A 17,741-nucleotide genomic window follows, 5' to 3' on the forward strand; every position below is an offset into this window, starting at 1 on the left:
GTTAATGTTATTGGCCTGCTTTCTGCAAGGCGTACACCACACTGCCTAGTTAACTGGATGTTTCATGATCAATAATTTATTGCGTAAAGTGGTCGGCTCAAAAAATGACCGCGATGTTAAACGGATGCACAAAAGCGTCCAGCACATCAATGCGCTTGAAGGTGAGTTCGAGGCCTTAAGCGATGAAGCGTTACAAAATAAAACGCTGGAACTGCGTCAGCGGCTTAATGACGATGAGCCGCTCGATAGTTTGCTTCCCACGGCGTTTGCGGCGGTTCGCGAGGCGAGCAAGCGCGTGATGGGTATGCGTCATTTCGACGTCCAGATGATTGGCGGCATGACGCTAAACCGTGGCCGCATTGCGGAGATGAAAACCGGTGAGGGTAAAACGCTGGTGGCTACCCTTGCGGTTTATCTCAACGCCTTGCCGGCGAAGGGCGTCCACGTCGTCACGGTTAACGACTATCTCGCGCGGCGTGATGCCGAGTGGATGCGGCCACTGTATGAGTTTTTAGGGTTATCGGTCGGCGTGATTTTTGCCGGCCAGAGCGGACCCGAGAAGCGTCACGCGTATCAGTGCGACATTACCTACGGCACCAACAATGAGTTTGGTTTCGACTATTTGCGTGACAACATGGCCTTCTCGCTTGACGATAAAGTCCAGCGCGGGTTGCACTACGCGATCGTTGATGAAGTTGACTCGATTTTGATCGATGAGGCGCGCACGCCCTTGATTATCTCGGGCGCGGTCGATGAAAACACCGAACTTTACGGTATCGTCAATCGGCTTGCCCAGCACTTGGAAAAGGGCGAAGAGATTGAAGGCGAAGAGCCAACGGTTGTCGGCGATTTTCTGCTCGATGAAAAGCATAAGCAGGTCGAGTTAACCGAGCAGGGCCACAATAAAGTTGAAGAGCTGATGCGAGGAGAGGGGCTATTGGGCGAAGAGGATTCGCTTTATGCCGCGCAAAACCTCAATTTGCTCCAGCACATGCACTCGGCCCTGCGTGCCCGTCACCTTTACCTCAAAGACGTTGATTACATCGTAAGCGACGGACAGGTCGTCATCGTCGATGAGCATACCGGTCGCAGTATGCCCGGGCGGCGCTGGTCGGAAGGGTTGCACCAAGCCGTTGAAGCGAAAGAGGGCGTCACCGTTCAACGTGAAAGCCAAACGCTCGCCTCGACCACATTTCAGAACTACTTCCGCCTCTACGACAAGCTCGCGGGCATGACCGGTACCGCTGATACCGAAGCGTTCGAATTCCGCCAAATTTACGGTCTCGACGTTGTGGTGATTCCCACCAATCGGCCGCTGGTGCGTAAAGACTTAAACGATCTGGTTTTCCTCAGCGCTGAGGAGAAATTCGAAGCGATCATCAAAGATGTGAAAGCGGAAACCGACGCGGGGCGCCCGGTGCTGGTCGGCACGGCATCGATCGAAACGTCTGAGTATCTGGCAGGCTTGATGCGAGAGGCAAAGATCGATTTTAACGTCCTCAACGCCAAGCAGCACCAAAGCGAAGCCGAAATTATCGCCCAGGCAGGTCGGCCGGGGGCGGTGACGATTGCCACCAATATGGCCGGTCGGGGTACCGACATCGTGCTGGGGGGGAATTGGGAGGCCGAAGTCGCCAAGCTTGATAATCCTAGCCAGGCACAGGTCGACGCGCTAAAAGCCGAGTGGCAGAAGCGCCACGACGCCGTCCTGGAAGCGGGTGGCTTGCACGTGGTGGGCTCTGAGCGGCACGAGTCGCGCCGGATCGATAACCAGTTGCGTGGCCGTGCCGGGCGTCAGGGTGATCCAGGCTCCACGCGTTTCTTCCTCTCTTTGGAAGATAGCTTGATGCGGCTGTTTGGCTCCGACCGCGTTAAACGCCTGATGCAGGCGTTAGGGCTTGAGCATGGTGAGGCGATCGAGCATAAAATGGTCTCCAACGCGGTGGAGCGTGCCCAGAAGAAAGTCGAAGGGCGCAACTTTGATATCCGTAAGCAGCTTCTTGAGTACGACGACGTCGCCAACGATCAGCGCCGCGTGATCTACGAGCAGCGTAATGAAATTCTTGCCTCGGACGATGTGTCGGAAGCGGTGGTCGGCATTCGTGAAGAAGTGATGGAGGATGCCATCAGCGACTTTGTGCCGCCGCAAAGCCTAGCAGAGCAGTGGGACCTAGCGGGGCTCGAAGCGCACTTGAAAACGGAGTTCAATCTCGAAGCCCCAGTGGTGCAGTGGGCCCAAGAAGATGAGCGCTTTAGCGAAGAGAAACTGCGCGAACGCCTGCATGAAATGCATCGTGACGCCTACGCGGCCAAGGTGGAAGCCGCGGGTGAGACACTGATGCGTCGATTTGAAAAGCAGGTCATGCTGCAAGTGCTCGATACGCGCTGGAAAGAGCACCTGCAGTCGATGGACCATCTGCGCCGGGGTATTCACCTACGCGGCTATGCGCAGAAAAACCCCAAGCAGGAGTACAAGCGCGAGTCGTTTGAACTCTTCCAGCACCTGCTGACCAATATCAAAGCGGACGTGACCCGTATTTTGAGCCACGTTCAAGTGCGCCAGCCCGAAGAGGTTGAAGCCCTTGAGAGCAAGCGCCGCGAAACCCTTGAGCGTGAGCAGGCAAGCGCTGACAGTCGCCACGGCGATCCAGCCGTTGATAGCGACGCGGAAAACGCCGCGACGCCTCCCGGCGCCGACGGTCGTCCCGTACGGCGTGAAGGCCCCAAGGTCGGGCGTAATGACCCGTGCCCCTGTGGCTCCGGCAAAAAATACAAGCAGTGCTGCGGTAAACTGAGTTAATGCCCAACGTAGCTAACCCATTTTTAGCCCTCTTTACTGGCGAAGGAAGGACGATATGGCGGTAGGAAAGATACCTTTTCCAGCAATGCCCACGATCCAAGGCGTACGCCTTGGCAGCACCATGGCGGGGATTAAAAAGGCCGATCGTCGCGATCTCGTGGTTATTGAGCTTCCCGAAAACGCCACGATGGCGGGTGTTTTTACCCGTAACGCGTTCTGCGCGGCGCCGGTTCACGTGGCAAAAGCGCATTTGGCCCACTGTCAGGCGCATCAGCAAACCCCGCGTTACTGGCTAATTAACACGGGCAACGCCAATGCCGGTACAGGCGACGTTGGCATGCGTGATGCGCAAAATAGCTGTGAAGCACTGGCTGAGCAGGCCGGTGTAGCGCCGGAGGCGGTCCTGCCTTTCTCCACTGGGGTGATTGGTGAGCCGTTGCCGATGGACGCGCTGCTCGCCGGCATTCCCGATGCCTTTAACGCTTGCGATAGCGGGGAAACCGCTTGGCAGCAAGCGGGCGAGGGGATTCTCACTACCGATACCCTCGCCAAGGGGGCAAGTGGCGTACTCGAGGTGGGTGGCAAGCGTGTCACAATTAACGGGATTGCCAAAGGATCCGGAATGATCAAACCCAACATGGCCACCATGCTGGGGTTTGTGGTAACGGATGCCGCTATTGCGCAGCCGCTATTGCAGCAGTTGTTGCGCGAGACGGTGGATCGCTCGTTTAACTGCATCACCGTGGATAGCGACACCTCGACCAATGATGCCTGCATGTTGGCGGCGACGGGCCAGTCCGCCGTGATTGAAACGGATGACGAGATCACGGCTTTCCGTAGCGCCTTGCAGCGTGTGATGACAACGCTCGCCCAGGCGATTATTCGCGATGGCGAAGGCGCGACCAAATTCGTCACGCTGCAGGTGGATGAAGCCGAAACCCGTCAGGAAGCGCTGGATGTGGCGTTCACCGTGGCGCACTCGCCGCTGGTCAAAACCGCGCTTTACGCCTCGGATGCGAACTGGGGGCGTATTCTCGCCGCTGTCGGTCGTGCCCCGGTGGCAGATTTCGATGTGAACCGCGTCGTGATCGACCTCGATGAAGTGCGCATTGTGGAAAACGGCGGACGAGCGTTGAGCTATAGCGAAGAGGCGGGGAGTGCCGTAATGGCGCGTGAGGAGATCACGATCGCGATTACATTAGGCCGAGGAGAGGAGAGCGCCACGGTATGGACATCGGATCTCTCCCACGAGTACGTGACGATTAACGCCGACTACCGCAGCTAAAGCGTGCGTCAAGTTGAGTAAGCGCACAGCGCGGTTCCGGTCGGTAAGCAAATTAGCGGATAAAGATGCAATGAATGTAATGGTAAAACGACGGGTCCACGTCGCGGCGGCCGCCATGATCAGTGCCGATAAACAAAAAGTACTGATCGCACGCCGGCCCTCTAACGTGGATCATGGCGGCCTTTGGGAGTTTCCCGGCGGCAAGCTGGCCCCCTACGAAACCGGCCTGGAAGGGTTAAAGCGTGAGCTTCACGAAGAGCTGGGGGTGGAGATCACCTGTGCTCAGCCGTTGATTCGTGTGCATCATGAATACCCGGATAAGCATATCTTGCTCGATGTTTGGCAAGTGCATGCGTTCTCGGGTGAGCCCTTTGGTCGCGAAGGGCAGGCGGTGCGCTGGGTGCCGATGAGTGAGCTGGTCAACTACCCCTTCCCGGCGGCAAATCTGCCGATTCTGCGCGCGGTTATGCTGCCCACGGAGTACTTAATCACGGCGGAAGAAGCGGATGAGGCGCGCTTTGATGCCCGCCTTGAGCGCGCCTTAAAAGAGGACAGTATTCGCCTGGTGCAGCTGCGTGCCAAATCGCTTGACCGCGATGGCTTTATCGCGCGGGCGCAGCGTGCGCTTGCGCTATGTCGCGAGCACGGCGCGCGACTGCTGCTCAACGGCGAACCGGCGCTACTCGATGAGGTGGATGCAGACGGCATTCACTTGACCAGTGAGCGTCTGATGCAGCTTGAGCGTCGGCCGATTGCGGAGAGCAAGTGGCTGTCGGCCTCCACCCATGACACCGCGCAGCTCAATCAAGCCGCGGTGCTAGGCTGTGATTTTGTCACGCTCTCCCCGCTACGCACGACGCCCTCGCACCCCGATGTGCCGCCAATGGGCTGGCACGATTTCCAACAGCTGGTGGAGCGTGCCGGGATGCCGGTGTTTGCGTTAGGCGGTATGACGCGCTTTGATGCCAATCATGCCCGCGCCGTGGGGGCTCAAGGTATCGCCTCAATTCGCGACTTTTGGAAGGAGTGCGACCACGAGTGAAGCGTATGTGAGCTGACGCCAACGAGCCGACGGAAACGCTTTTGATCTGCTTATATCATCACGGCCCGCTTTGATAGCGGGCCGTGGCGTTTTGGGCTAGTCGCGGTAGCGGCGGGTTAAGTCGCCATAGGCGTCGATACGCCGGTCGCGAAGATACGGCCAAATGCGCCTTGTGTTCTCACACCGCGCCATGTCCAGCGTGACGACGAGTTGCTCGGTGTCCTCGCCCGCATGGGCGAGAAGCTCGCCTTGAGGGCCGCTGATAAAGCTTCCACCCCAAAACGCAATGCCATCGCCCACACCGGAAAGATCCGCTTCAAAGCCTACACGGTTAGCCGCGAGCACCGGCAAACCGTTGGCAACGCCGTGGGCGCGCTGAATCAGCGTCCAGGCATCCTTTTGCCGCTGTTTCTCGGCGTCATCATCGTTGATATCCCAGCCGATGGCGGTGGGGTAGAGCAGAAGCTCGGCGCCGGCGAGCGCCATCAGGCGGGCCGCTTCTGGATACCACTGATCCCAGCACACCAGTACCCCGAGTTTGCCCACCGAGGTGTCGATGGGGGTAAAACCGCTGTCGCGGCGATCATCCACGTCGCCCGGGGTGAAGTAGAATTTTTCATAAAAGCCCGGGTCATCGGGGATGTGCATCTTGCGATAGTGACCGACGCGGCCTTTATCGCGGTCGTATACCACAGCGGTGTTGTGGTAGAGCCCCGCGGCGCGGCGCTCAAAGATCGACCCCACCAGCACAATATCAAGCTCACGGGCAAGTGCGGCCAAGCGCTGACCGGTGGGGCCATCGAGGGGCTCGGCGAGATCGAAAAGGGCCGGGTCTTCGTATTGGCAGAAATAGTGGGTAGCGTGCAGCTCCTGCAGCAGCACCAGTTTGGCACCTTGTGCGGCCGCCGCGCGGATGCCCGTCTCGCTTTCGTCCAGGCTCTGCGCTTTATCGGGCCATGCGCGCTGTTGAACGAGGCCCACGGTCAACTTGTTCGTCATGATGACTCCTGTGCAAATAGTGCGCCATTGACGCTGCCTCGCGGCAGCTGCATGGTCAGACAGTGCAGGCTGCCGTGTTGGCGAATCACGCTGGTGCAGTCAATGGGAATTAGCGTATGTTCAGGGAACGCCAGCGCCAGCGCATTTAACGCCACCACATCGGCCGGGTCAGCGTAGCTGGGAACGAGCACTGCATCGTTGATAATCAAAAAATTGGCGTAAGTGGCGGGCAGGCGATGACCATCTTCAGGGTCATGGGCTGGCTCCGGCCACGGCAAGGGGATCAGGCGATACGGCTCACCGTTTGACTGACGAAACGCCCTAAGTTCCTCTTCCATTGCTTTTAATGCCGGGAAGTGCGGATCCGCGGGGTTGTCGCAGCGCACGTAGGCAATGGTATCCGGGGCGCAAAAGCGGGCCAGGGTATCGATATGGCTATCGGTGTCGTCGCCTTCCAGGTGGCCATTTTTCAGCCACAGCACGCGCTCAATACCCAGGTCCTCTTTCAGCGCGGCTTCGATATCATGTTGGGAGGGCTCGGTGTTACGGTTAGGATTTAACAGGCACGCCTCGGTGGTGAGCAGTGTGCCCAGGCCATCGGTTTCAATGCCGCCGCCTTCGAGCACCAGGTCGCGCGGTATCACCGGGCAAGCCCAGACACCTGCCTCTTTGAGCCTACCGTTAAGCTGATTATCCTGAGCCGCGGGGAATTTCCCCCCCCAGCCGGTAAAGGTGTAGTCGTAAAGGCGAAGCGCGCCCTCAGCATTGGCGACGCCGATCGGGCCGTGATCTCGTGTCCAGGTGTCATCGCTTGCAGCGACGAGGATACACAGCAGGTGGGGCGCGACACCGTAGGCGGCAAAGGTCTTGATCAGGCGCGCTTGCGTTGCCCTATCGGGGGCGCTAATCAAGACGCGTTGGTAGCGCACGCTGGCCAAGACAATGCGTTCAAGCGTGGCCTCGATACGGGAAAGTAGTGGCGCCCAATCGCCCTCGGGGCGCGGCCAGGTGAGCAAAACAGCGTCCTGTGGATGCCATTCAGGTAGCAAGCGGAAAGTCGTCGTGGCCAACGTGAAGCCTCTTGTGGGTCGATGCCGGAAAAACCGCGCCATGATAAACCCAAAGGCGCGGCCGGGCACATGCAGACAAGCGAAAAAAACCGTACCATGAGCGCTCGCTGATAAGGATTAACGCCATGCTCGATCGATTGCCTTTTCTGGTGGGGCTGCGCTACGTGCGCGCTAAACGCCGGAACCATTTTATTTCCTTTATTTCCCTTACCTCGATGCTGGGGCTGATGCTTGGGGTTGCCGTTTTAATTCTTGTGCTATCGGTGATGAACGGTTTCGACCACGAACTGCGCACCCGCATTTTGGGGATGGTTCCGCACACCAAAATTGAGTCGCGTAGCGGGCTTGTTGAGTGGGAGTCGCTGGCCAACGAACTGATGGCGCGTGAACAAGTCATTGGCGCCGCACCCTATGTGGAGCAGCAGGGCATGTTTTCCGTCAACGGCCGCAACCAGGGGGCCATGGTGAACGGCATTCACCCTGACTGGGAAAATCAGGTCTCGATTATTGGTGAGCATATGCACCAAGGGAGCTTGGAGGATCTTCAGTCGGGCGAATGGAATGTGGTGTTGGGCTCCATGCTCGCACGCCAGCTTGGCGTGGGCGTGGGCGATCGCGTTACCCTCTTAGTGCCGGAAGCCTCGATCACGCCCGCCGGCGTGTTTCCGCGCTTGAAACGCTTTACTGTCAGCGGGATTTTTAGCGTAGGGGCGGATCTTGATGCCAATTTGGCCTATGCCCACATAGAGGATATGCAGCGCTTGGCACGGCTAGGGGAGGCGGTTGGTGGTATACGCCTCGAATTGGATGATCTTTTCGTGGCGGGCCAAGTCACCCGGGATATCGTCAACGAGCTGGGACCCAACTATCGCGGCCGCGACTGGACCTACTCCCACGGTAATCTGTTCCAAGCGATCCAGATGGAAAAACGCATGATCGCGCTGCTGTTGACGGTGATTATCGCGGTAGCCGCGTTTAATATCGTCTCGACACTTGTCATGGTGGTGACCGATAAACGCGCGGATATCGCCATTTTACGCACCATTGGTGCTACCCCGCGCTCGATTATGGGCATTTTTATTGTTCAGGGAGTGACCATCGGCGTGATTGGTATCGCCATTGGCGTGCTGGTGGGCGTGCTGCTGGCGCTGACTATCTCGGATGTGATTGGCTGGATCGAAGCGGTGCTGGGCATTCAATTCCTAGATGCCGGCGTTTACTTTATCAGCGATTTACCTTCGCGCCTGCACTGGGACGATGTCGGCCGTATCGTGGCGGCAGCCTTTGGGCTAACGTTCCTCTCGACCCTTTATCCCGCTTGGCGTGCTGCTCGCATACAGCCTGCCGATGTGTTGCGCTATGAGTAAGGATACCGCTATGCCCTCGTCACATACGTCCTCGTCAACATCGTCCATGCCCGCTTCGTCCACGGAAGAGGGCGCGCCAGTGATGCTGGAGTGCCAAGCCCTAACGCGCACCTATAGCGAAGGGCCTCGCGATCTCACCGTGCTGGATAACCTATCGCTTAGCGTGCGCGCCGGGGAGCGTGTCGCCGTGGTGGGCAGTTCTGGCTCGGGTAAAACGACACTACTCAACTTGATGGGCGGTTTGGACCGCCCCACCTCAGGGCGCGTCGTGATTGGCGGCGAGTCGCTGGCGGGCTTGAATGAGGCAGCGTTAGGGCGGTTTCGCAATCGCTATATTGGCTTTGTGTATCAGTTTCATCACTTGCTGGCGGAGTTCACCGCGGTGGAAAATGCCGCCCTGCCGCTGATTATTCGCGGGCAGCGTAAGCATGATGCACAGAAGCGGGCATTGGCGCTGCTCGCGAGTGTTGGCATGGAGGCGCGGGCAGACCACAAACCCGGCGAGTTATCCGGCGGTGAGCGACAACGCGTGGCAATTGCGCGGGCCTTGGTGACCGACCCAAGTCTGGTGCTCATGGACGAGCCCACGGGGAATCTGGATCAAACCACGGCTGCGACGATATTGGCGCTGATGGATGAGCTGGCCAAGGAGAGCGCTTGTGCGTTTGTTATCGTGACTCACGACACAAGCCTTGCCGCCCACCAGGATCGCGTCCTAAAACTTGATGCCGGACAGTTGGTCGAGGAAGAGTAGTCACCAGGTTTAATCATCAAATTCAGATTCAATTTGGGCTCGGCGGCGCTGGCGTTTTAGCCGCCGCTGCCGCCAGTTGCGCGAGACATGCCAGCGCCAAATCAGGCGGATGCTGACATTGGCAAGTAGCGCTAGGAGTAGTGCGGTAATCAGTGAGCCCAATAGCAGGGCCGGCATGATGTCTTGCATCTGCTCGGCGATCCAGCGTGTGGAAATTCGATCGGGCGCCTCACGCACCGGCGTATCCAGAAAAAACGCGCCGACACGGTAATTGCCGTAGAAAATCAGCGGCATGGTCAAAGGGTTAGTAATCCATACCAGCCCAACCGAAAGCGCCAGATTGCAGCGGGTGAATTTTGCGCCCAGGGCTGCTACCAGCATTTGAAAAGGAATCGGCAGCATGGCGCAAAAAAGCCCCACGCTGAAGGCGTTCGCCACGCTGCGCCGAGTGAGTAACCAAAGCCTTGCATCAATGATCAACGGGGCGACTAAGCGCAACGAGCGCTGCCGCTTGAGGGTATCGGGCCTGGGCATGTAGCGCTGTAAAAACCGGCGCGGCATGGCTAATACTCTTGCCTAGTGAAGAGGCCTATTATCCATATAGTGAGTGCATTCGGCTATGTAGGACGATAACGCTGTGGATTTGCCAAGGAGGGCAAGCGTATGCGGTTGGGTAGGGCGCTACCAGCGGGACTAGCCGTCTTGGGTGGCGCGGGAGCGGCAGGCGCGGGTGTGGCGGTGTCTCGTCCCGAGTTAATGCTAAGCCTTTGGCTGTTAACAGCGCTACTGTTGGCTATTTGGCGACCACGCGCGCTGTTTTGGTGGGCCCTAAGTGGAGGCGTGTTCGCAGCTATTTACCTTGAGCAGGGGCGCATACTGCCGCTCGGTGTCAGCGGGGAGGACGTGCTCGTCGAGGCGAAGGTGATCAGCGTCAGCGAAAGTAATGATCTGTCGCGTCTAACGCTGAACGTGCTCGAATGTGGCGCGCCGCTGTCTCGGCCCGCTTGCGATAGGGTGCGAAAAGTGCGCGTCAGCGCCTACGGCAGTCACGCTTTCTTCCCCGGTGAGCGCTGGCGAATGACGCTCCGGCTGCGCCCGCCGCACGGCTTTCGCAACCCGCATAGCTTTGATTATCGCGCCTGGCTATGGCGCGAGGGGATCCATGCCACCGGCTATGTGCGCCAAACGCCCACGCCTTCGCTGCAAGCAGATGGCGTCTTTTCCCTACGTCGCGAGGCTCTGGATTACCTCGACCGACAACCGCTCGACCCGTCTGCCAAACGCTGGCTGGCGGCGTTAACACTGGGGGCGAGCGATGCGCTGACGGCGGATGACTGGTCGCTGCTTAATGCCAGTGGCACGACGCATCTGGTGGTGATCTCGGGGCTTCACATTGGCTTGATTGCCACTTTTAGCCTGCTGCTGGTAAGCAGGTGGGTCCGATTAATCGCGCCACATAACTGGAAGCTTAGCGCCTGGCCCTGGTGGTTAGCCGCGGGTTTCACGGTGGCTTACGCTGTTTTGGCTGGATTGGGGCCGCCGGTGATGCGGGCCACGATCATGGCGTTGATGGGGCTCTGGGTGCTGAGCGGTCGCCACGCGCCTGGGGCATGGCAAGCGTGGTGGCTGGCGCTTGCCATGGTAGTGCTACTTGATCCGCTCGCTTTATGGCGGCCCGGGTTTTGGCTCTCCTTTGTGGCAGTCGCCTGGCTGATTGTGATCTGGCAGGGTAGGGCGCGTCCGCGCGGTGTTCGCGGGTGGTTATGGGCGCTGTGCCGTACGCAACTGCTGTTAGCACCGCTGATGGCCGGGGCTGTGCTGCTGGCATTTGGCCGCGTTGCCCCGGCAGCCCCATTCATTAACGTGCTGGCGGTGCCGTGGGTGAGCACCCTAATGGTGCCCAGTGCGCTCTTGGGGTGGCTGCTGGCACCCCTGCCCCTGTTAGGTGACATACCCTGGTGGCTCTTTAGTTGGCTGCTTGAGTGGCTACATCAGGGACTAGCGCTGGCTGTTGCTTGGGCGCCGCTTTGGGAGCCCAGCGCACGGCTGAGCGTACCCTTGGGGCTTGGGTTGATCTGGCTTGCACTTTGCTGGGGGTTGCCCGCAACACCTTGGGCGTTGCGCGTCGGCGCGCTTGTGCTGGTAGTTCTGATGGTGGTGGTGCCGCGAAGTGAGCCCTGGCCCGAGGGCGCGCTTCGGGTGCGTGTATTGGATGTTGGCCAGGGGCAGCTGGTGGCACTTGAAAGTGCCAACGCGCGTCTGTTGTTTGATACCGGGCCGCGCTTTCGCTCGGGCTTTATGCCACTGAGTACGCTATGGCCGCCGGGGCAGCGCTTTGATCGCGTGATTATCAGTCACGACGACAATGATCATGCCGGTGGCGTGGGAGGGTTGATAGAGCAGCATGACGTGACGCGCTGGCTAGCCCCTCAAGGCGCCAAGGTAGAGACACCCGCGGTCACGCCCTGCCATCGCGGTCAGCGGTGGCAGCAAGAGGGCGTGCGTTATGCGCTTTTGTGGCCGCCCAAAGGGGAGGCCGATACGTACTCGAATAATGATCGCTCCTGTGTGCTTAAAGTGAGCGTGGGCGAGCATACTCTGCTGATCACTGGCGATGTGGGCACCGAGGTGGAGCGCCGCTTGCTCGGTGATCTTGATACGCCGCTAAGTGTGTTGGTTGCGGGTCATCACGGTAGCCACACCAGTTCAGGCGTGCAGTTTGTGCGCCACACCGCGCCTCGCCATGTGGTTTTCAGCGCTGGGCGAGATAATGCGTTCGGGCACCCGGACGATCGAGTCGTGCGCCGTTTTCGCCGCCAGGAAAGCTGCCTGTGGAGCACGGCGCAAGATGGCGCCCTGACGTTCTGGCTGACCCCCGGTGAGCCGCTGACGGTAACGCCCACGCGAGGCCGAGGTGCAACTCTTCAGCGGTGTTGATGCTGCGGGGGATAAGGTAGAATCCTGCGCACGGTAGCGCAGGTAAAAAACGGGTCCTGAAAACAGTGATTGAAAACAGGGCTTCTAACACCTTGTTACCAGGCACTTTGCATGATGTCTTCCCAGCAACGTATTGCCACTAACTGATCGCCAGGAGCGCGTGTGACGGAATCCGGTTGGGCTATTTACCAACGTCTTTTAAGCTACGTAAAGCCACACTGGCGCGCCTTTGCGCTGGCTGTCGTCGGCTTCACCATCTATGCCGCCTCTAGCACGGCGCTTGCCGAGTTGATGAAGCGCCTTATCGACGGGATTCAAAATCCCGACGCCAGCTTTCGTCTTTTTCTGCCACTGTTTGTGGTGTTCATGTTCGCGGCGCGCGGGCTGGGGACGTTTTTAAGTACCTATTTCATGGCCTATGTCGGGCGCTATGTCATCCATACGCTGCGCTGTGATGTTTTCGCGCACCTGCTGCACCTTCCCGGCGTATTCTTTGATCACCACTCAAGTGGGCACTTGGTATCGCGGGTGACCTATCACGTTGAACAGGTCGCGGGGGCGGCCACGAAGTCGGTTACTATCCTGCTGCGTGAAGGCCTCTTTGTGATCGGCCTGCTGGGGTATCTTTTCTGGACCAACTGGCTATTAACGCTGCTGTTTCTAGCGGTCACGCCATTGATTGCGCTGGTGGTCAACTATGTCAGCAAGCGCTTTCGGCGCATCTCCAAGCGTATTCAGCACTCCATGGGTGATGTGACCCACGTCGCCTCCGAGGCGCTCTCTGGCCACCGCGTGGTGCGCACCCACGGCGCGGAAAACTTCGAGAAACAACGCTTTACTCGCGTCAGCGAGGAGAACCGCCGCCAAAGCATGAAAGAGGCGATGACCAAGGCGATCAGTTCGCCGGTGATCCTGATGCTGGTCGCGATCTCCATGGCGATTTTGGTGTGGCTGGCGATGGCGCCGGCGCTTTTGGAGAACATGACCCCAGGCGAGTTTGTCGCCTTTATTACCGCCGCGGCGCTGATGATCAAGCCGGTGCGCCAACTGACCGAAATCAACAGCGAAATCCAGAAGGGAATCGCGGCGGCTACCGAGTTGTTCGGACTGCTAGACGAACCCGCCGAGCGCGATGAGGGGCAGATACAGCCCCAGCGTCTGCAGGGCAAGGTGGAGTTGGACAACGTGCGTTTTCGCTACGCCCAAGAGCAGCCCGAGGTACTCCATGGGATTAACTTGCACGTCGCGGCGGGCGAGATGGTGGCGATCGTCGGGCGCTCGGGGAGTGGTAAATCGACGCTGGTGAGCCTTCTGCCGCGCTTTTATCGTCCCACTGAAGGGAGCATCGCGATCGACGGGGTGGATATTCGCGAGTATCAGTTAGGGCCGCTGCGTCGACAAATCGCGCTTGTCTCCCAGCAGGTCACGCTATTTAACACCACGATTGCCGATAATATTGCCTACGGCGCGGATAACGCTGACCCACAAGCGATCGAGGCAGCGGCACAGGCGGCGTATGCCCACGAGTTTATCGAAAAGCTGCCCCACGGCTACCAAACCCTGGTGGGGGATAACGGCGTGATGCTTTCCGGCGGGCAGCGCCAGCGTTTGGCCATCGCCCGCGCGATTTTTAAAGACGCGCCGATTCTGATTCTGGACGAGGCCACCTCCGCGCTGGATACCGAATCGGAGCGCTATATCCAGCAGGCGCTAGAGACGGTGTGCAAGGGCCGTACCACCCTGGTAATAGCCCACCGGCTTTCGACCATTGAGCGCGCTGATCGCATTGTGGTGATGGAGCAGGGCCGCATTATTGAAGAGGGCAGCCACGCGGCGCTACTGGCGAAAGACGGGGCTTATGCCGCCCTCCATCAGCTGCAGTTTCAAGAGGAGTCGCGGTCACAAGAGACGCCAGAATGAGCTTGGCCGAGCGCTGGCTGAAAGCCGCTTACCGGGGCAGTGTTTGGCTTTACCCCCTGCGCCCACTGGGTGCGCTGTACGCCGCCGTGATGGCGCGCCGCGAGGCCGCATACCATCGTGGAAAACGCCCCGTGTGGCGGGCGCCGGTGCCGGTGATTGTGGTCGGCAACATTACCCTGGGCGGCACGGGTAAGTCTCCCTTGGTCGCTTGGCTTGCACGCTGGCTAAGTGAGCGGGGCTATCGCCCCGGTATCGTGACACGCGGTTATGGCGGTCGCGCGCCGCGATACCCGCTCTGGGTGACGCCGGACACGCCTGTATCACAAAGCGGCGACGAGCCGCTAATGCTCGCCCAGCAGACCGGCTTGCCGGTGGTGGCAGACCCCAAGCGCGCACGCGGCGCAGAGCAGCTTGTCGCGGCGGGGTGTGACGTGATCATCAGCGACGATGGCTTGCAGCACCTGGCCTTGGGGCGCGATATTGAGTTGGCCGTGGTGGACGGCGCGCGCGGACTCGGCAACGGCCGCTGCCTACCCGCCGGGCCGCTTCGCGAACCACCCGAGCGCCTAAAGCGCGTCGATGCGCTACTGATCAACGGCGGACCGCAGACCGCGCTGCCCTCACTGGGAAAGGCATTGGACAAGCGCGCCGCAACGCCGATGCGTCTTGAACCCATCGGCTGGCGCGAGCTTGCGACCAATAAGCGCTGGCCGCTTTCGCCGCTGCCGTTTACGCTACCGGTGCACGCGTTGGCGGGCATCGGCCGTCCCGAGCGCTTTTTTGCCACGCTGAAAGCGCTGGGTGTGTATGGTGAGTGGCATGCCTTTCCCGACCACTACCGCTTTGATGCCGCTTCGCTCTGTTTTGCGCCCGCTGAGAAGCCCCGCCCGCTGGTCATGACGGCCAAAGATGCGGTCAAATGTCGGGATGTCGCCCCGCCCGATAGCTGGGTGTTGGATGTGGAGGCGACGCTTACGCCCGAATTCGAGCAGTGGCTAACCGCACGGCTCGCAACTCTTTCCGAGGAGATAACGTGATGGATAAACAACTGTTGGCGATGCTGGTCTGCCCGCTGTGTAAAGGCAAGCTCAAATACGATCGCGACACGGGCGAGCTGCACTGTCTTTATGACGGGTTGGCCTATCCGATTCAAGACGATATCCCGGTGATGCTGCCGGAAGAGGCGCGCAAAATGGACGCCGACGAAAAGCTCCCCACCTCACCTGGCCGCACCGGGGAGGCGTAAATGGCGACAGCGGAGTTTATTGCTGTTGTCCCGGCGCGCTTTGGCTCTTCCCGCTTGCCGGGCAAGCCGCTTTTGCCCATTGCCGGCGAGCCGATGGTCGCTCATGTTTGGCGGCGCGCCTGCGAAAGTCAGGCCAGTCGTGTGGTGGTGGCGACCGACGATCGCCGTATTCGTGATGCCTTGGCCCCCTATGGCGCTGAAGTCGTGATGACGCGCGATGATCACCCCTCCGGCACCGATCGTCTGGCCGAGGTCGCAAACGCTTTACAGCTTGACGACGAGGCGCTGCTGGTCAATGTCCAAGGCGATGAGCCGCTGATTCCCAGCGCGTTGATCAATCAAGTGGCTTGGCGGCTCGCGGACGATGCCGAGGCTTCTATTGCCACTCTGGCCGAGCCGATCGGGGAGGTGGAGGCGCTCTTTAACCCTAACGTGGTCAAGGTTGTACGTGCGCTAGACGGCCGCGCGCTGTACTTTTCGCGCGCCCCTATCCCTTGGGATCGCGAGCATTTCGCGGCGCGCCCTGAGTTACTGGCCACCGATGCCTGGCTGCGCCACATTGGCCTGTATGCCTATCGGGCGAGCTTTTTGTACGCCTATCGCGACTGGCCGCCGTCAAGCCTTGAGCAGTTGGAGCAGCTTGAGCAGTTGCGCGCGCTGCAGCACGGGCACGCGATTCAAGTGGCGCTGGCGTGCGAGGTGAACCCGCCCGGCGTGGATACCCCGGAGGACCTGGCGCGGGTACGGGCGCATTTTCAACGGCTGAATAATAAGGAGGCTGAATGAACGTGCTGTTTGTCTGCCTAGGCAATATTTGTCGCTCGCCCAGCGCTGAGGGCGTCTTTCGTCACGTGCTCGACAGCGAAAACCTGCTGCAGCCGGTGAGCGTGGACTCCTGCGGGATCGGCGCGTGGCACGTGGGGAAAGCGCCCGATCTGCGTGCCCAGGCCGCGGCCAAACTGCGCGGCATCGATATTAGCGCGCTGCGTGCGCGCCAGCTAGCCCCCGATGATTTTGCGCGTTTCGATTACGTTTTGGCCATGGATCACGACAATCTGCGGGCGATTCGCGCGATGCAGCCGAGCGATTACCCCGGTCATGTCGGGCTTTTGCTGGACTTTGCTGGCCACGCGGATGCCGAGGTACCGGACCCTTACTATGGCGGTGAGCAGGGTTTTGAAGAGGTGCTTGATTTGATCGAAAGCGCCTCTCACGGTTTGCTGGACCATATCCGGTCGGCGAAATGACCCCAGCACCGCATTGGCAGCGTGACGTCGACCTTAGCGGTGCCAATACGCTGCGTTTGCCCGCTGTCGCTTCGCGCTTTGCCGCCCCTAAAACCCACGACGCGCTTGCTGCTTGCGTCCGTGATGCGCGCGAGCGTGGTTTGTCCCTTCACCTTTTGGGCGGGGGGAGCAATGTATTACTGCCGGCACGCTTGAGCGGAGCGGTGATTCGCCCGCGGCTTAACCAGTGGTGGCTACACGCGCACCATGATGGCGTGATGGCGTACGTTGGTGCAGGCGTCAACTGGCATTCGCTGGTCATGGCCCTGGCTAAGCGGGAGCTGTGGGGCGTTGAAAATCTCGCCCTCATCCCCGGCGACTGCGGAGCGGCGCCGGTGCAGAATATCGGCGCTTACGGCGTGGAGCTTGCCGATGTACTGGATGGCGTGCAGGTGATGTCGCGCGACGATGAAACCCTGCGTTGGCTCTCCCGTGACGCGTGCGCCTTTGGCTATCGCGACAGCGTGTTCAAACGCGCACTGGCGGGTAAGGTCATTATTACGCAACTCGCGCTGCGCCTTTCGCGCACGCCGCGGCCGGTACTGGGGTATGGGGATTTGGCTAGCCGCGTGAGCAAGCGGCCAAGTAGCTTGGAAATTGCCCAGCGCGTCTGCGATATTCGTCGGCAGAAACTTCCCGATCCGGCCCAGCTTGCCAATGCCGGCAGTTTTTTTAAAAACCCTTTGGTGAGCGCCCAAAAAGCCGCGCAACTGCTGACACTTCACCCCGACATGCCGCACTTTGCTCAGGCGGATGGGCGCTACAAAGTCGCGGCGGGCTGGTTGATTGATCAGTGCGGTTTGAAAGGCGCGCGTTTCGGCGCCTTTGGCGTGCATGCGCATCAGGCCCTGGTGCTGGTGCACTTTGGCAGTGGCGATCGCGATGAGCTTCTGCAGGTGGCCGAACAGATCGCCACCACGGTTCAAGCACGCTTTGGCGTGGCGCTGGAGATCGAACCGCGCTGCTTGTAGGGTTGGGAAGGGGAAGCATAAAAAAACCCGGCGTTCGGTATGAACGCCGGGTTTTTTTGGCGAC

Annotated in this window: 15 protein-coding genes; 12 read left to right on the forward strand and 3 right to left on the reverse strand. The window is 59.7% G+C overall.

Translation table 11 applies throughout. The features are described 5' to 3' along the window. Positions 1-64: 64 nt before the first annotated feature. The 3 genes from secA to BQ9846_RS03210 all read left to right on the forward strand — a co-directional run bounded on the left by secA (position 65) and on the right by BQ9846_RS03210 (position 5,127). A complete protein-coding gene (gene secA, locus BQ9846_RS03200) occupies positions 65-2,800 on the forward strand; it encodes a preprotein translocase subunit SecA (protein WP_075879163.1) in 2,736 nt (911 codons plus the stop codon). Between the two features lie 55 nt (positions 2,801-2,855). Beyond that, positions 2,856-4,085: a bifunctional glutamate N-acetyltransferase/amino-acid acetyltransferase ArgJ gene (gene argJ / locus BQ9846_RS03205; protein WP_075879164.1), complete on the forward strand. Its 1,230-nt coding sequence runs from the start codon at positions 2,856-2,858 to the stop codon at positions 4,083-4,085. Positions 4,086-4,155: 70 nt separating this feature from the next. After that, positions 4,156-5,127 (forward strand): Nudix family hydrolase, encoded by a 972-nt coding sequence (locus BQ9846_RS03210; RefSeq protein WP_235818893.1) that lies wholly within the window; start codon positions 4,156-4,158, stop codon positions 5,125-5,127. Positions 5,128-5,223: 96 nt separating this feature from the next. Here the strand turns inward: BQ9846_RS03210 and BQ9846_RS03215 are convergent, their stop codons facing one another. Both BQ9846_RS03215 and BQ9846_RS03220 read right to left on the reverse strand, forming a co-directional pair. Beyond that, a complete protein-coding gene (locus BQ9846_RS03215; RefSeq protein ID WP_075879166.1) occupies positions 5,224-6,126 on the reverse strand; it encodes a carbon-nitrogen hydrolase in 903 nt (300 codons plus the stop codon). Beyond that, a complete protein-coding gene (locus BQ9846_RS03220; RefSeq protein ID WP_075879476.1) occupies positions 6,123-7,238 on the reverse strand; it encodes an agmatine deiminase family protein in 1,116 nt (371 codons plus the stop codon). The genes BQ9846_RS03215 and BQ9846_RS03220 overlap by 4 nt, the downstream gene beginning before the upstream one ends. A gap of 83 nt (positions 7,239-7,321) precedes the next feature. Between BQ9846_RS03220 and BQ9846_RS03225 the strand changes: the two genes are divergently transcribed. Then, a complete protein-coding gene (locus BQ9846_RS03225; protein ID WP_075879167.1) occupies positions 7,322-8,563 on the forward strand; it encodes a lipoprotein-releasing ABC transporter permease subunit in 1,242 nt (413 codons plus the stop codon). Positions 8,564-8,609: 46 nt separating this feature from the next. Beyond that, positions 8,610-9,317, forward strand: coding sequence for an ABC transporter ATP-binding protein (locus tag BQ9846_RS03230; RefSeq protein WP_075879477.1), 708 nt, complete (start codon positions 8,610-8,612; stop codon positions 9,315-9,317). Positions 9,318-9,326: 9 nt separating this feature from the next. Here the strand turns inward: BQ9846_RS03230 and BQ9846_RS03235 are convergent, their stop codons facing one another. Further along, positions 9,327-9,878: a DUF2062 domain-containing protein gene (locus BQ9846_RS03235; RefSeq protein ID WP_075879168.1), complete on the reverse strand. Its 552-nt coding sequence runs from the start codon at positions 9,876-9,878 to the stop codon at positions 9,327-9,329. A 102-nt stretch (positions 9,879-9,980) separates the two neighbouring features. Here BQ9846_RS03235 and BQ9846_RS03240 point away from each other — a divergent pair, with 102 nt between their 5' ends. The 7 genes from BQ9846_RS03240 (at position 9,981) to murB (ending at position 17,677) form a co-directional block, all read left to right on the forward strand. Next, complete coding sequence (locus BQ9846_RS03240; RefSeq protein ID WP_075879169.1) at positions 9,981-12,254, forward strand: DNA internalization-related competence protein ComEC/Rec2; 2,274 nt, start codon at positions 9,981-9,983, stop codon at positions 12,252-12,254. A 162-nt stretch (positions 12,255-12,416) separates the two neighbouring features. Next, positions 12,417-14,174 (forward strand): lipid A export permease/ATP-binding protein MsbA, encoded by a 1,758-nt coding sequence (msbA, locus tag BQ9846_RS03245; RefSeq protein WP_075879170.1) that lies wholly within the window; start codon positions 12,417-12,419, stop codon positions 14,172-14,174. Next, complete coding sequence (gene lpxK, locus BQ9846_RS03250; protein WP_075879171.1) at positions 14,171-15,211, forward strand: tetraacyldisaccharide 4'-kinase; 1,041 nt, start codon at positions 14,171-14,173, stop codon at positions 15,209-15,211. The genes msbA and lpxK overlap by 4 nt, the downstream gene beginning before the upstream one ends. Then, on the forward strand, positions 15,211-15,420 hold the full coding sequence (locus BQ9846_RS03255) for a Trm112 family protein (RefSeq protein ID WP_075879172.1): 210 nt from the start codon (positions 15,211-15,213) through the stop codon (positions 15,418-15,420). Before lpxK ends, BQ9846_RS03255 begins: the two co-directional genes overlap by 1 nt. Further along, positions 15,421-16,206: a 3-deoxy-manno-octulosonate cytidylyltransferase gene (kdsB, locus tag BQ9846_RS03260; RefSeq protein ID WP_075879173.1), complete on the forward strand. Its 786-nt coding sequence runs from the start codon at positions 15,421-15,423 to the stop codon at positions 16,204-16,206. Then, the gene (locus BQ9846_RS03265; protein WP_075879174.1) at positions 16,203-16,667 is read left to right on the forward strand and encodes a low molecular weight protein-tyrosine-phosphatase; all 465 of its coding nucleotides are present in this window, start codon (positions 16,203-16,205) and stop codon (positions 16,665-16,667) included. The genes kdsB and BQ9846_RS03265 overlap by 4 nt, the downstream gene beginning before the upstream one ends. After that, on the forward strand, positions 16,664-17,677 hold the full coding sequence (gene murB / locus BQ9846_RS03270) for a UDP-N-acetylmuramate dehydrogenase (RefSeq protein WP_075879175.1): 1,014 nt from the start codon (positions 16,664-16,666) through the stop codon (positions 17,675-17,677). The genes BQ9846_RS03265 and murB overlap by 4 nt, the downstream gene beginning before the upstream one ends. Positions 17,678-17,741 lie beyond the last annotated feature (64 nt).

Source organism: Vreelandella massiliensis, assembly GCF_900155385.1.
Lineage (GTDB): Bacteria > Pseudomonadota > Gammaproteobacteria > Pseudomonadales > Halomonadaceae > Vreelandella > Vreelandella massiliensis.

Coding starts and splice junctions, on each gene's coding strand:
- BQ9846_RS03225 (WP_075879167.1), top strand. CDS start 7,322: ATGCTCGATCGATTGCCTTTTCTGGTGGGGCTGCGCTACGTGCGCGCT.
- BQ9846_RS03230 (WP_075879477.1), top strand. CDS start 8,610: ATGCCCGCTTCGTCCACGGAAGAGGGCGCGCCAGTGATGCTGGAGTGC.
- BQ9846_RS03240 (WP_075879169.1), top strand. CDS start 9,981: ATGCGGTTGGGTAGGGCGCTACCAGCGGGACTAGCCGTCTTGGGTGGC.
- kdsB (WP_075879173.1), top strand. CDS start 15,421: ATGGCGACAGCGGAGTTTATTGCTGTTGTCCCGGCGCGCTTTGGCTCT.
- BQ9846_RS03235 (WP_075879168.1), bottom strand. CDS start 9,878: ATGCCGCGCCGGTTTTTACAGCGCTACATGCCCAGGCCCGATACCCTC.
- lpxK (WP_075879171.1), top strand. CDS start 14,171: ATGAGCTTGGCCGAGCGCTGGCTGAAAGCCGCTTACCGGGGCAGTGTT.
- BQ9846_RS03255 (WP_075879172.1), top strand. CDS start 15,211: ATGGATAAACAACTGTTGGCGATGCTGGTCTGCCCGCTGTGTAAAGGC.
- secA (WP_075879163.1), top strand. CDS start 65: ATGATCAATAATTTATTGCGTAAAGTGGTCGGCTCAAAAAATGACCGC.
- BQ9846_RS03215 (WP_075879166.1), bottom strand. CDS start 6,126: ATGACGAACAAGTTGACCGTGGGCCTCGTTCAACAGCGCGCATGGCCC.
- murB (WP_075879175.1), top strand. CDS start 16,664: ATGACCCCAGCACCGCATTGGCAGCGTGACGTCGACCTTAGCGGTGCC.
- BQ9846_RS03210 (WP_235818893.1), top strand. CDS start 4,156: ATGAATGTAATGGTAAAACGACGGGTCCACGTCGCGGCGGCCGCCATG.
- BQ9846_RS03220 (WP_075879476.1), bottom strand. CDS start 7,238: ATGGCGCGGTTTTTCCGGCATCGACCCACAAGAGGCTTCACGTTGGCC.
- BQ9846_RS03265 (WP_075879174.1), top strand. CDS start 16,203: ATGAACGTGCTGTTTGTCTGCCTAGGCAATATTTGTCGCTCGCCCAGC.
- argJ (WP_075879164.1), top strand. CDS start 2,856: ATGGCGGTAGGAAAGATACCTTTTCCAGCAATGCCCACGATCCAAGGC.